16 protein-coding genes and 1 other RNA gene are annotated in these 12849 nt (G+C 66.2%); 9 read left to right on the plus strand and 8 right to left on the minus strand.

Annotated elements, in window-relative coordinates; all coding sequences use genetic code 11:
• Positions 1-98 precede the first annotated feature (98 nt).
• The 3 genes from FLM21_RS01555 to msrQ are packed head-to-tail and all read right to left on the minus strand — an operon-like array spanning position 99 to position 1923.
• Positions 99-551, minus strand: coding sequence for a threonine/serine exporter family protein (locus tag FLM21_RS01555; protein ID WP_148713882.1), 453 nt, complete (start codon positions 549-551; stop codon positions 99-101).
• The gene (locus tag FLM21_RS01560) at positions 548-1300 is read right to left on the minus strand and encodes a threonine/serine exporter family protein (protein ID WP_148713883.1); all 753 of its coding nucleotides are present in this window, start codon (positions 1298-1300) and stop codon (positions 548-550) included. Before FLM21_RS01560 ends, FLM21_RS01555 begins: the two co-directional genes overlap by 4 nt.
• A 44-nt stretch (positions 1301-1344) precedes the next feature.
• On the minus strand, positions 1345-1923 hold the full coding sequence (msrQ, locus tag FLM21_RS01565; RefSeq protein ID WP_148713884.1) for a protein-methionine-sulfoxide reductase heme-binding subunit MsrQ: 579 nt from the start codon (positions 1921-1923) through the stop codon (positions 1345-1347).
• A 102-nt stretch (positions 1924-2025) separates the two neighbouring features.
• On the opposite strand from msrQ, the gene proB reads away from it, so the two are divergent.
• Complete coding sequence (gene proB, locus FLM21_RS01570) at positions 2026-3144, plus strand: glutamate 5-kinase (RefSeq protein WP_148713885.1); 1119 nt, start codon at positions 2026-2028, stop codon at positions 3142-3144.
• 28 nt (positions 3145-3172) lie between these two features.
• Here the strand turns inward: proB and FLM21_RS01575 are convergent, their stop codons facing one another.
• From FLM21_RS01575 to FLM21_RS01585, 3 genes are read right to left on the minus strand one after another with little or no spacing between them, the layout of a single operon-like run.
• Positions 3173-4303 (minus strand): glycerate kinase, encoded by a 1131-nt coding sequence (locus tag FLM21_RS01575; protein ID WP_148713886.1) that lies wholly within the window; start codon positions 4301-4303, stop codon positions 3173-3175.
• A gap of 5 nt (positions 4304-4308) precedes the next feature.
• Complete coding sequence (locus tag FLM21_RS01580; RefSeq protein ID WP_148713887.1) at positions 4309-4899, minus strand: CNP1-like family protein; 591 nt, start codon at positions 4897-4899, stop codon at positions 4309-4311.
• Positions 4900-4940: 41 nt separating this feature from the next.
• Positions 4941-6005 carry a cation diffusion facilitator family transporter gene (locus tag FLM21_RS01585; protein WP_148713888.1) on the minus strand — a complete coding sequence of 355 codons (1065 nt, stop codon included), beginning with the start codon at positions 6003-6005 and terminating at the stop codon, positions 4941-4943.
• Between the two features lie 160 nt (positions 6006-6165).
• Between FLM21_RS01585 and FLM21_RS01590 the strand changes: the two genes are divergently transcribed.
• The 4 genes from FLM21_RS01590 to rnpB all read left to right on the plus strand — a co-directional run bounded on the left by FLM21_RS01590 (position 6166) and on the right by rnpB (position 8455).
• Positions 6166-6399 (plus strand): sulfurtransferase TusA family protein, encoded by a 234-nt coding sequence (locus FLM21_RS01590; protein WP_148713889.1) that lies wholly within the window; start codon positions 6166-6168, stop codon positions 6397-6399.
• Between the two features lie 12 nt (positions 6400-6411).
• Positions 6412-7449 (plus strand): dihydroorotase, encoded by a 1038-nt coding sequence (gene pyrC, locus FLM21_RS01595; RefSeq protein ID WP_148713890.1) that lies wholly within the window; start codon positions 6412-6414, stop codon positions 7447-7449.
• Positions 7449-7937 (plus strand): hypothetical protein, encoded by a 489-nt coding sequence (locus FLM21_RS01600; RefSeq protein ID WP_148713891.1) that lies wholly within the window; start codon positions 7449-7451, stop codon positions 7935-7937. Before pyrC ends, FLM21_RS01600 begins: the two co-directional genes overlap by 1 nt.
• A gap of 9 nt (positions 7938-7946) precedes the next feature.
• An RNA gene (gene rnpB / locus FLM21_RS01605) (RNase P RNA component class A) lies at positions 7947-8455 on the plus strand.
• Positions 8456-8880: 425 nt separating this feature from the next.
• On the opposite strand, the gene FLM21_RS01610 is transcribed toward rnpB, so the two are convergent.
• The gene (locus tag FLM21_RS01610; protein WP_148713892.1) at positions 8881-9327 is read right to left on the minus strand and encodes a GNAT family N-acetyltransferase; all 447 of its coding nucleotides are present in this window, start codon (positions 9325-9327) and stop codon (positions 8881-8883) included.
• 87 nt (positions 9328-9414) lie between these two features.
• Positions 9415-9675, minus strand: coding sequence for an accessory factor UbiK family protein (locus tag FLM21_RS01615; protein WP_148713893.1), 261 nt, complete (start codon positions 9673-9675; stop codon positions 9415-9417).
• Between the two features lie 258 nt (positions 9676-9933).
• Between FLM21_RS01615 and glnK the strand changes: the two genes are divergently transcribed.
• The 4 genes from glnK to FLM21_RS01635 all read left to right on the plus strand — a co-directional run bounded on the left by glnK (position 9934) and on the right by FLM21_RS01635 (position 12795).
• Positions 9934-10272, plus strand: a complete 339-nt coding sequence (gene glnK, locus FLM21_RS01620; protein WP_148713894.1) for a P-II family nitrogen regulator — start codon at positions 9934-9936, stop codon at positions 10270-10272.
• A gap of 28 nt (positions 10273-10300) precedes the next feature.
• Entirely contained in the window at positions 10301-11602 is a 1302-nt protein-coding gene (gene amt / locus FLM21_RS01625) for an ammonium transporter (protein WP_148713895.1), read from the plus strand.
• Positions 11603-11728: 126 nt separating this feature from the next.
• A complete protein-coding gene (locus tag FLM21_RS01630) occupies positions 11729-12067 on the plus strand; it encodes a DUF1289 domain-containing protein (RefSeq protein ID WP_148713896.1) in 339 nt (112 codons plus the stop codon).
• Between the two features lie 77 nt (positions 12068-12144).
• Positions 12145-12795 carry a DsbA family oxidoreductase gene (locus FLM21_RS01635; protein WP_148713897.1) on the plus strand — a complete coding sequence of 217 codons (651 nt, stop codon included), beginning with the start codon at positions 12145-12147 and terminating at the stop codon, positions 12793-12795.
• The last annotated feature ends 54 nt before the right edge of the window (positions 12796-12849 follow it).

The following is a 12849-nucleotide window of genomic DNA, read 5'->3' on the forward strand; positions in this document are numbered from 1 at the left end:
AGAAATGAACCCGTCCGCCGGGCGGAACCGGCATCCAATCACTGCGCCGCAGGCGCTAATCGCCAAATACACCACGGGCGCCGCCGCCCAATTCCCCTCTAATGCCCCTTCTTCGGCCACAACAACGCCGGCGCAGCAATCCCGATCGCTAGCGCGAGCAAAATCATCGCCGCCTTCACGATGTTGTAGCCGGCATCGACCAGATGCGGCTGAGCCTGGCTCGCGTCGGTGACGGTGGCGAGCTGCAGCAGAGCCTGCACGGCCTTGTACATGTAGGTGCCGGGCACCATGGGGATGGCGGCGCAGACGGCGTAGACCGGGGCGGCCTGGCGGGCGCGGCGGCTCCACCATTCGGCACAGATGCCGATCAACAATGCGGCGAGCAGGGTGCCGAGCACGATATCGCTGCCGGCGTGCAGCAGGCCGAAGCGCAGGCCGTGGCCGGCCAGCGCCAGTGCGCACGACAACCACAGCGTGCGCGGTGGCACGTTGAACAGCACGGCAAAGCCGAGTGCAGCGGGGATGGACCAGAGCTCGACCAGCCAGCTCATGCCAGCACCCGCAGCGCCAGGCTCATGCCGATGCCGATGCCGAGCACGAACACCGCGCTCATCGTCAACCGCACGGTGCCGTTGAGGTAGTTGCCGCTCAGAAGATCAGCCGCGCCGTTGATCAAGGGCACGCCGGGGATCAGGAACAGCACCGAGGCGGCGAGCGCGGCATCCGGCGTGGCGGACCAGCTTCGCGCGAGCAGGCCGGTGACGCTGGCGGCGAGTGCGGCGGTGGCGATGGCGAACACCAGCGGCTTGTAGCCCTGTTTGGCCAGCACCAGCCGCAGCCCGGTGCCGAGCCCGGCGCCGATGGTGGTGGCGAGCACGGCGGCGAGATCGCCGCCGAACAGCGCGGCAAAGCCGCCGCAGGCAAAGCCGACCGCCAGCGCGGTCAGCCAGCGCGGTGCGTAGTGCGGGTGATCGTGCAGTTCGCGCAGCAGGGTGGTGAAAGCCGGAGCGCCGATGCGCTTGGCTTCCAGTGCTGCCAGTGCACGCTCCACCCCAGTGAGTGCGCGGAAGTTCACGCCCATGTGCGGCGCCTTGTAGAAGGCGGTGTGCTGCTGCCCGCTGCCGTTTACCGTCAGCCCCAGGTTGAGCGAGGACACCACGGTATAGGCGCTGTCCGCGCCGAGGGCGCGGGCGGTGCGGACCATGGTTTCCGAGGTGCGGGCGGTGTCGCCGCCGGACTGGTGGACCAGATTGCCGGCGGTGAGGGCGAGGTGGGCGATATCGGCGAGGGCAAGCGTCATGCCGATAGCTTAGGCGATGGCGGCGATGACCGTGTTGCGCCGCATCAAGCGCGCCAGCGCCGCCACACGCGCCAGCCCAGCAGCAGTGCCAGCACGGCGGCGTAGATCGCCGGCTCGGTCACGTCGCGCTTCACCAGCCACCAGTAGTGCAGCACGGCGAGCACGGCCACCAGGTAGACCAGCCGGTGCAGCCGGCCCCAGTTGCGCTTGAGCCGGCGCATCATCGCGTCGGTCGAGGTGACGGCGAGCGGCAGCAGCAAGAGCAGCGCGGTAAAACCCACGGTGATGAAAGGGCGCTTCACCACGTCGTGCCACATGGCGGCAAGGTCGAAGCCATGGTCGAGCGCCAGCCAGATCAGGAAGTGCAGGCAGGCATAAAAGAAGGCGAACAGCCCCAGCATGCGGCGCAGCCGGACCAGCGCATTCCAGCCGGTGAGCTGGCGCAGCGGCGTGATGGCGAGCGTGGTCAGCAATCCGACCAGCGCCCAGGTGCCGGTCTGGTGCGTCAGGTATTCGACCGGGTTCACGGCGGCGAACACGAATACACCGGTCCACGCCAGTGGCGCGAGGCAGGCGAGGAACAGCGTGGGCTTGAGCCAGCGAGGCAGGGTGGAGGGCGGCATGGGGCTAGGTGGATCCGTCGGGCTGCGAGTTCCCGTCAGTCGTCGCTCAGCAGCAAAACTGACAGCCCGGCTATAATCGGCGGCTCTACGGGAAATCGCATCATGAACAGCCTTATCCAGTCCGCGCAACGCATCGTCGTCAAGGTCGGCTCCAGCCTCGTCACCAACGAGGGGCGCGGGCTCGATCACCATGCACTCGCCCGCTGGGCCGCCGAGATTGCCGAGCTGACGCGCCTGGGCAAGGCGGTGGTGTTGGTCTCCAGCGGTGCTATCGCGGAGGGCGTGGCGCGGCTGGGCTGGAAGGAAAAGCCATCGGCCGTGCACGAGAAGCAGGCTGCCGCCGCCGTCGGCCAGATGGGGCTATGCCAGGCCTACGAGAGCGCCTTCCGCGCCCACGGCCTGAAGACTGCCCAGGTGCTGCTGACGCATGAGGACATGGCCGATCGCACCCGTTACCTGAATGCCCGCTCGACGCTGCTGACGCTGCTGGGCCTTGGCGTGATTCCCATCATCAACGAGAACGACACCGTGGTCACCGCCGAGATCAAGTTCGGCGACAACGATACGCTGGGCGCGCTCGTCACCAACCTGATCGAGGGCGACGCCCTGATCATCCTGACGGACCAGCAGGGCCTCTACACCGCGGACCCGCGCAAGGACCCGAGCGCCACGCTGATCCGCAACGCGGTGGCCGGCACGCCGGAACTCGAGGCCATGGCCGGCGGCGTCGGTTCCAGCGTCGGCACCGGTGGCATGTATACCAAGATCATCGCCGCCAAGCGCGCCGCGCGCAGCGGCGCCGCCACGGTGATCGCCTGCGGCCGCGAGGACAGTGTGCTCACCCGGTTGGCCAGCGGCGAGCCCATCGGCACCGAACTGGTGGCGCAGACCACGCCGCTGGCGGCGAAGAAGCAATGGATCGCCGATCATCTGCAGTTGCGCGGCCGGGTCCTGGTCGACGACGGCGCGCGCCGTGCAGTCGTCGAGCGCGGTTCCAGCCTGCTGCCGATTGGCGTGATGGCCGTCGAGGGTGAGTTCTCGCGTGGCGACGTGGTCAGCTGCGTGGACGCGGAAGGCCGAGAGATCGCCCGCGGCCTTGCCAACTACGGCGCAGCCGAAGCCCGCCGCATCGTGCGCCTGCCCACCGGCCAGATCGAGGCTGCGCTCGGCTATATCGACGAACCCGAGCTGATCCACCGCGACAATCTGGTGCTGGTCTGAGCCACGGCCCGTCGGCCGGCAGCATCGGTTAACGCAGCAGCAGCCCGAGCTTGAGCAGGGCCGCGAGGTTGCGCGCTGCAGCCGTCAGCCGCGGCGCGGCGCGGGCCAGCGCTTCGGTGGTATTGCACGGTGCGCGGGTTGCGGCGAACAGCGCCGTGAAGCCGGCGTCCAGCAGTGCGTCGGCATCGTCGGCCAGGCTGCCGGCGAGCCCGATCACTGGCTTGCCCAGGCGCTGCGCACGTCGGGCCAGCGCCAGCGGCGCCTTGCCGCTCAGCGTCTGGCCATCCATCCGGCCTTCGCCGGTGATGACGAGGTCGCAATCGGCAATCAATGCATCGATCCCCACCGCATCCAACACCCATTCGGCACCTGATTGCAGCGTGGCGCCCAAGGCCAACAGCGCTGCCGCCGTACCGCCGGCGGCGCCTGCACCCGGCAGGTCGGTGACATCGCGGCCGCAGGCCTGGGTGAGCAGCTTGCCGTAGTGGGCGAGTGCCGCGTCGAGCTGGTCGACCTGCTGTGCGGTTGCGCCTTTCTGCGCGGCGAATACGCGGGCGGCGCCGTTTGGCCCGGCCAGCGGGTTGTCGACATCACTGGCAATGATGAGCTCGATGCCGGCCAGTCGGGCCAGTACCGGTTGCAGATCGATGCTGGCCAGCTGCGCCAGTGCGCCACCACCGGCCGGCAGCGGCTGCCCGGCGGCATCCAGCAAACGTGCACCGAGCGCCTGCAGCAACCCCGCGCCACCGTCGCAGGTGGCGCTGCCGCCCAGCGTGACCAGCAGCCGGCGCGCGCCTGCCGCTACGGCCGTCGCCATCAGCTCGCCCACGCCATGGGTGGTGGTGGTGGTCGGATCGCGTTGCGCGGGCGGCACCAGCATCAGCCCGGCAGCCTGCGCGAGTTCGATGCAGGCCAGATTGCCGCGCATCGCCCATTCGGCATCGACCGCATCGCCAAGCGGCCCGCTCACCCGCGTGGATTGGTGGTCGGCGCCTTGAGCGATCAGCACGGCCAGCGTGCCTTCGCCACCATCGGCAATGCCTTGCCGTACCAGTTGGGCCTCCGGCCAGGCCGTGGCGAAACCGGCGGCGATCGCCTCGGCGGCGGCGGCGGCGCTGAGGCTTTCCTTGAAGGAGTCAGGCGCGATCAGGACGCGCATGGCAATCAGTTGTTACGGCAACCAGGGCAGTCACTGGGTTGTTTCTTGGCATCCCAGAGTTCATCCACGATGGTGGTCGCTTTCTCCGGGAAGCCGCCATTGCAGAACACTGCGGACAGCTCGCCCTGATAGGCATTGCGCTGGTTCTTGACCATGCGTTTCCAGCCTTGGCTGCCATCCTGCCACGACTTACCATCCTCGCTGCCGTAGGCATAGACGCGATACTGCTTGGTGCGGCAATCGAGCCCTTCGAAGCTGAGATTCCGAACGTTGCCCCGCTTGGGAACCACGGCAAAGGCATAGCGGACGATGTCGTCCGGGCCCACACTGATGCTGTCGAGCGCGATATAGAAGTCGTTGGCGCGCGATTCGAAATTCACCGAATACGGCACCCAACGCTTCAGCTCTGAAAGCGCGGGCTTGGTGAAGGCTTGCTCCGGTGGCTTGGGGGGAGGCTGATCGCCAAACAGCCATTCCTTGATGCCCCAGCCGTCGTCATCGGCACTGTTGTCGTAGACTCCGGACTCTCCGGAGGCTTCGGCGGCATGCACGCCAGCCGAGAGCAGTAAGGCGGCAAGGACTATCCAGCGTTTCATCGTGCGTACTCCAAAACGGCGATGCTAGCAGTGCCGCTTGTTCAATGTCGATGACCACCATGACCATGCTGGTGGTCGTGGTCGTGGTCGTGGTCGTGGTCGTGGTCGGCGCGGGGTGTGCCGGCCACCGGCGTGATCGGGATGTGTCGACCGGGCGGATGGTAGAACCACGAGGGCTGCAGCGTCACGTGGTCGATGCCGAAGCGACCGGCCAGCAGCTTGCCCAGTCGCGCCAGCAGGGCTGGCCATTCCCGTGGGGATTCGATTACCAGGTGGGCGGACAGCGCCACCCGACCCTGGGCGATGTGCCACACATGCAGGTCGTGCACCTGGGCTACGCCTTCTTCCTTGGCCAGTGCGTAGCCGACTTCCTCGAGCTTGATATGACTGGGCACGCCTTCCATCAGCACGTGGGTGCTCTGGCGCAGCAGCTGCCAGGTCGAGCGCAGGATCAACAGGCTCACCGCCACCGAGAGGATGGGGTCGATCGGCTGCCAGCCGGTGAAGTAGATGACGGCACCGGCGGCGATCGCGGCCACCGAGCCCAGCAGGTCACCCAGCACGTGGATCAGCGCGGCCCGGCTGTTCATGTTGTCGTGATCGTGCGAGAGGATCCACGCCGAGAGGATATTCACCAGCAGGCCGATCACCGCAATGACCATCACGCCGGCACCGTTCACCGGATGCGGGTTCAGCAGCCGGCTCACCGCCTCCACCGCGATCCACACCACCAGTGCGATCATCGCCACGCTGTTCACCAGCGCGCCGATCACCTCGGCACGGGCGTAGCCATAGCTCTGGCGCTGATCGGCCGGACGCTGGCCCACCACATTGGCGATCACCGCCAGCAGCAACGCTGCCGCATCGGTGAACATATGGCCTGCATCCGAGATCAGTGCCAGCGAGCCGGTCCAGAGGCCGCCGCCGAGCTCGATCAGGCCGAAGCCGCCGGTGATGACCAACGCCAGCAGCAGCCTGCGCTGTGTGGCATGGGCACCATGGTGATGATGGTGGTGCGTGTGGTCGAAGCGGTGATCGTGGTCCTGGTTGTGGCCACCGGCCGCGTCGTGCGGGTGGGCGTGGGGGTGCGGGTCGGTCAGGGCCATGGCGGTGCAGGAGGTGGGCCGGAATGACGGCTAGCCTGCCGCGTTCGCCTGCGCTTGGCAACGGCAGTCTTGCCGGCCGTGCCGCGCAGGGTGGAGGGGCAAGCGGCTCGCCGCTGGCGGGCGGGCCGAGTAAAATCAGGCTTTTGCCCGACGTGCCGCCATGACGCCGCAACTGACCATCGACCTTTCCGGTCTCAACTGCCCGCTGCCCATCCTGCGCGCCAAGAAGGCGCTGGCCAATCTGCAGGGGGGCGATCTGCTTGCCGTCACCTGCACCGATCCAGCCACCCCCACCGATTTTGCCGCCTTCTGCCGCCAGACCGGCCACCAGCTGGTCGATTCGTCGGCACAGGATGCCAAGTTCCATTTCCTGATCCGCAAGCGCGCGGACTGAACCGAGACCGTCATGACCCAGACTCTGACCATTACCCGCCCGGATGACTGGCACCTGCACCTGCGCGATGGCGCGCTGATGGCGTCCGTGCTGCCGCATACCGCGCGCGAATTCGCCCGCGCCATCGTCATGCCGAATCTGAAGCCGCCGGTCTCGACGGTGGCAATGGCCGAGGCCTACCGCGAGCGCATCCTGGCCGCGCTGCCCGCTGGCAGCGATTTCCAGCCCTTGATGACGCTGTATCTCACCAGCGGCCTGACGCCCGATGAAGTGGTGAAGGCGAAGCAAAGCGGCGTGGTGCAGGCGGTGAAGCTGTACCCGGCCGGTGCCACCACCAATTCCGAGGCCGGCGTGGCCGGACTCGACGGTGTGATGCCGACGCTGGAAAAGATGGCCGAGATCGGCCTGCCGTTCCTGGTGCATGGCGAAGTCACCGATCCGGCAGTGGATGTGTTCGATCGCGAGGCGGCCTTCATCGACCAGGTGATGGCGCCCTTGCTCTGCCGTCTGCCTGAGCTGCGCGTGGTGTTCGAGCACATCACCACCAAACAGGCCGCGCAGTTCGTGGCTGAGGCCGGCGACAACGTCGGCGCTACGGTCACACCGCAGCACCTGCTGATGAACCGCAATGCGCTGTTCCAGGGCGGCATCCGGCCGCACCACTATTGCCTGCCAGTGCTCAAGCGCGAGGAGCATCGCCGCGCGCTGGTCACTGCAGCGACCTCGGGCTCACGCAAGTTCTTCCTCGGTACCGACAGCGCGCCGCACGCGCAGCACACCAAGGAGGCACCGTGTGGCTGTGCCGGCATCTACTCGGCGCACGCAGCGCTCGCCTTCTACGCCGAGGCCTTCGAGGCCGCCGGTGCGCTGGACAAGCTGGAAGCCTTTGCCAGCTTCAACGGCCCGGACTTCTACCGCCTGCCGCGCAACAGCGGCACGGTCACGCTGGTGAAGGATGCCTGGACCGTGCCGGCGTCCTATCCGTTCGGCGAACACGACGTGGTGCCGCTGCGCGCTGGGGAAGCGCTCACTTGGCGGCTGGCCGACTGATGGCCATCGTCCATCGCGCGGCCTTCCGTGTTGGCTGGTGGGCGGCGCTGGCGGTGATCGCGCTGCTGGCGTGGTTCGGCCGGCCGTTGTTGTCGGGCGCTAGCTTCGAGCACGGCTTCTTCGGCCTGTTCTGGTACAGCATGCTGGCGCTGGCCACCGTGCTGTGGGCACTGCCCAGCGAGCAGGGCTGGGACGGCTCCCGCTTCTATCGCCGCTGGCGGCTGCTCGGCGTTGTCACCGTGTTCGAGCGCAGCTACCCGGCAAGCGAGTTCACCGGGATCGCGCTGGAACAGGAGTCGGCTGCCGTTGGGCGCGACCATGTCTGGCTGGTGTTGATGGGTACAACGCGGCTGGTGTTCGCGCACTGGCGCGCCAGTGCTGCAAGCGTGGCCGAAGCCCAAGCACTGGCGCAGGCGCTGTCCTGCGCCAGTGGGCTGGTGCTGGCCGCTGCCGATACGGCTACCCAAGGCGAGCCCCACGCGGGATAATGGCGGGGCAAAGCAGGCCGGATCGTCGCTGCCGTGGCAACACGGGGGAGGAAAGTCCGGGCTCCGCAGGGCAGGATGCCGGCTAACGGCCGGGCGGCGAAAGCCGACGGACAGTGCAACAGAGAGCTGAACCGCCGATGGCATGGGCTGCGCCGAGCGCAAGCGAGGCTAGGTCCATCTACTTAGGATGCGTGCAGACTGGCTTGCCAGGATGTGCGTGGACTGGGTGGTCGGGTTGAAGGCGCGATTGAAGCGTGCCGGACCGGGCACAGGCAAGGGTGAAAAGGTGTTCCCGTCGGGGAAGTGGGCAACCACCGGTAAGAGCGCACCGCGGACGTGGCAACACGGACGGCAGGGTAAACCCCATCCGGAGCAAGACCAAGCAGCAGGCGTCGACGGGGCCCCCTGAGTCTGCGGGTAGGTTGCTGGAGCGTGTCGGCAACGGCACGCCTAGAGGAATGACGGTCGCTCGCGGTTCGCCGCGATCACAGAACCCGGCTTACAGGCCAGCTTTGCATGGATACAAACAAAACGCCGCTCATTGAGCGGCGTTTTGTTTTTGAGCTATATCCGTCCGAGGGCACTGGTGTTCTTCTGACACATAAATGTGCTCCCACTCGTAATGGTAAGCACATCCAAGCAGCGCAGCGACTGTACACATATGCAACCATCCATGCTCTGTCTTTTGCAGCGACGTTGCGTATCTAACGTCGGGGTATTCCCGCCGCAACAACGCTAATGCGCGCTTTCCCGTGAGCGCTTTCGCCGACGCTGTCTGAATATGGCGGGTCTGAATCAAACGCTGATCTGTCCCGATACAGCGAAAAACCTTGAATGTGATAACGGTCACCTCGCAAGAATCCCAATAGCTGGCATACGGACAGCGCTGAATTCAATCTAAATGCGCGCAACGCCAATGTAGCCTGCCACAAGCGAGCAGTTCTCACACCTTCAGCACAAACTGCAGAAACCCCATCTCGCGGCGGAAGCCCTGGTTCTGATAGAGCCGCTGGGCGCGCACGTTCTCCGGAGCGGTTTCGACGCGAACCTGCACTGCGCCGGCGGCGCGCGCAGCGATCTCGACGGCCTGCAGCAGCTGGGTGCCGATGCGCTCGCCACGCAGGTCCGATTGCACGTAGATGTCGTTCAGCACCCAGATCGGGCCGAGCGCCAGCGATGAGAGGCTGGGGTAGGCCTGGGCGAAGCCGCACAGCGCGCCGTCCGCCGCTTCGGCAACGAACAACCGGGCATCCTTGTGCTCGATGCGCAGCGCGATGAAATCGCGGGCACGGGCGAGGTCCGGCTCGCGGCCGTAGAACTGGCGGTAATGGTCGAACAGCTGCGCGAGCGGTTGAAGGTCGGCAGGGGTGGCGGTGCGGATCGTGGTCATGGCAGGGTCTGAAAATGAAGAACCGGGCGCGGGCCCGGTCCGGGGCCGGAGATCTCCGGCCTCAAGCAAGAACGATGCCGCCAGGGGTTATAGCCCATCCTGCGGGTTGTTGGCGTGCAGTCTTGCTTCCAGTTCCAGCACGCGCGCCTCCAGTGCCGTCAGCGTTTCGCGGGTGCGGGCCAGCACTTCCTGCTGTACCTCGAATTCCTCGCGGGTCACCAGATCCATCTTGGTGAAGGCCGAGGCCATCATCGCGCGCACGTTCTTCTCGATGTCCTTGGCGGGGCTGTTGGCAATGGCTTCTGACATCTTGGCGGAGATTTCGTCGAAAAACTTTTCCTTCAGCATGGCGGGCTCCTTCGTAGGCGGGTACGGCTCAGTGTAGCAGACGACACAAGTCGGGCCTGTTGCTGGGACCACGGCGCGCGGCGCCAGTTCTTGCACCGATTTGGTGCGATTGTGGGGCGCTGCGCCAAGCTTGTGCGCGGACTCGGTGCGGATGGTGCGTCAGCAGGGCAGGCGGCACGGCGGAACTACGTCGCATCGCGCTTGGCACGCTTTCTGCTGACAGCTACCCCGTCATCACCCGGCTACGAGGAATTCCCCATGAAATTCGTTACCGCCATCATCAAGCCGTTCAAGCTCGATGAGGTCCGCGAGGCCCTGTCCGCCATTGGTGTGCAAGGCATGACCGTGACTGAAGTGAAAGGCTTCGGCCGCCAGAAGGGTCACACCGAGCTGTATCGCGGCGCCGAGTACGTCGTCGACTTCCTGCCCAAGGTCAAGCTGGAAATCGCCATTGCCGACGATCTGGTCGACCAGACCATCGAAGCGATCGAGAAGGCCGCCCAGACCGGCAAGATCGGCGACGGCAAGATCTTCGTGTTCGACCTCGAGCACATCGCACGCATTCGCACCGGCGAGACCGGCGAAGCTGCCATCTAATTCGCTTCAGGGAAGGAGAGATACGCAAATGAAAAAACTGATCGCAGCAAGCCTGCCGCTGCTGGCGGGCCTGGCCCACGCTGAAGAAGCGGCCGCGCCGGTGCTGAGCAAGGCCGACAACGGCTGGATTATGGTCTGCACCGCCCTCGTCATCCTGATGTCGATTCCGGGCCTGGCGTTGTTCTACGGTGGCCTGGTGCGCACCAAGAACATGCTGTCGGTACTGGCACAGGTGCTGACCGTGTTCGCACTGATCTCGGTGCTGTGGGTCGTTGCCGGTTACAGCATCGCCTTTACCTCGGGCAATGCCTTCATCGGCGGTTTCGATCGCATCATGCTCGCCGGCGTTACTCCGGCTTCGCTGGCCGATACCTTCACCGCCGACGTGAAGATCAGTGAGTTCACCTTCATCGCCTTCCAGGGTGCGTTTGCCGCAATCACCTGCGCGCTGATCGTCGGCGGCTTTGCCGAGCGCGTGAAGTTCAGCGCCGTGCTGATCTTCACCGGCGCGTGGTTCCTGCTGGCCTATGCGCCGATCGCCCACATGGTGTGGTTCACCGAAGGCCTGCTGTTCAAGGATGGCGCGCTCGATTTCGCTGGCGGCACCGTGGTGCACATCAACGCCGCTGTGGCTGGCCTCGTGGGTGCCTACTTCGTTGGCAAGCGCGTCGGTTACGGCCGTGATGCGATGACCCCGCACAGCCTGACCATGACCATGATCGGCGCTTCGCTGCTGTGGGTGGGCTGGTTCGGCTTCAACGCCGGCTCCGCGCTGGAAGCCAACGGCACCGCCGCCCTCGCCTTCGTCAACACCACCGTTGCCACCGCTGCGGCCACGCTGACCTGGCTGTTCGTCGAGTGGATGCTCAAGGGCAAGCCCTCGCTGCTGGGTGCTGCTTCGGGTGCCATTGCCGGCCTCGTCATCATTACCCCGGCTGCTGGTCTGGTGGGTGTCGGTGGCGCTCTGGCCATGGGCCTGATCGGCGGTGTGGCTGGCCTGTGGGGTGTGCATGGCCTGAAGAAGCTGTTGAAGGTCGACGATTCGCTCGACGTGTTCGGCATCCACGGCGTGTGCGGCATCATCGGCGCGGTGCTGACCGGCGTGTTCTATGCCCCGTCGCTCGGCGGCATGGGCCCGGCGGAGTTTGACATGGCCAAGCAGGTGCTGATCCAGCTCGAAGGCGTGGGCGTCACCATCGTGTGGTCGGGCCTCGTCTCCATCGTGCTGTTCGCCATCCTCAAAGCCACCATCGGCCTGCGCGTGAAGGAAGATGAAGAGCGCGAAGGCCTTGACGTGACCAGTCACGGCGAGAAGGCCTACAACATGTAATCACCAAGAGGCCGGGCGCCAGCCCGGCCCACAAGCAGAACAATAACGCCCTGAGCCCGCCGCCCGGCGGGCTTTTCTTTTGTGCCGCGCTGGCGAGGCGGGCGATGCCACTGCGATACTGTTGTCATGAACGAAGCCGATTCCTCCTTCCCGCATCCGTCGCCGTGCGTCGCGCTGTGCCAGCTCGACGAAGACGGCGTCTGCATTGGCTGTCGCCGCACGGTGCGGGAGATATCCAGCTGGTCGCGGCTGGACGAAGCACAGAAGGCTGCGGTGTGGCAGCGCCTGCGCGCGCTGCCGCGCCGGACCAGGCTGATCACCTGCAGCAACTGCAGCACGCGCTTTCCCTGCGGCAGCGGCGGCGAGGCTGGCGGCTGCTGGTGCGCCGATCTGCCGCCGGTTGCGGTGACCAATGCGCAGGATTGCCTGTGTCCGGCCTGCCTGCGGCAACAGCCGCTGGCCTGAGCGTTTTCCCCGCCTGCAGTTGCAATCACCCCGTGCCGGCCGCACCTGAAGTTCATCTCCTCGAGCCGGTGCCCATCATGGCCGCAACGCTGAAAATCGATTTTGTCTCCGACGTGGTCTGCCCCTGGTGTGCCATCGGCCTGCAGGGCCTGCTGCAGGGTGCCGCGCAGGCCGGGGTCGAGCTTGACCTCACCTTCCACCCGTTTGAGCTCAACCCGCAGATGGGGCCGGAGGGCGAGGACATCGCCGAGCACCTGATCGCCAAGTACGGCATGAGTCGCGAGCAGCTGGCGCAGAGCCAGGAAGCGATCCGGCAGCGCGGCGAGGCCCTGGGTTTCCATTTCGATATGGACGCGCGCTCGCGCACCTATAACACCTTCGATGCCCATCGCCTGCTGCACTGGGCCGGTGAGCTCGGCGCCGCGCAGCAGCTGGCGCTGAAGCAGGCGCTGCTGCAGGCTTATTTCGGCGCTGGCCGCAATGTCAGCGCTGCCGATGTGCTGGTCGAGGCCGCCATTGCTGCCGGGCTCGATGGTGAAGCGGCGCGCGAGGTGTTGGAAAGCCCGCGCTATGCCGGCGAAGTACGCGAGACCGAGCGCCATTACCAGCAGCAGGGCATCAGCGGGGTGCCGGCGGTGATCATCAACCAGCAATACCTGATCTCGGGCGGCCAGCCGCCGGAAACCTTCGCCCAGGCGCTGCGGCGGATCGCCGACGGTCAGGCCTAGTCTCCGGTTTGGCGCCGAGGTCGAGGAGGGTACGGCGCCTCGGTCTGCCCGCCG

Origin of the sequence: Chitinolyticbacter meiyuanensis, from assembly GCF_008033135.1 — a bacterium.
In the GTDB taxonomy this organism is placed as follows: Bacteria; Pseudomonadota; Gammaproteobacteria; order Burkholderiales; family Chitinibacteraceae; genus Chitinolyticbacter; species Chitinolyticbacter meiyuanensis.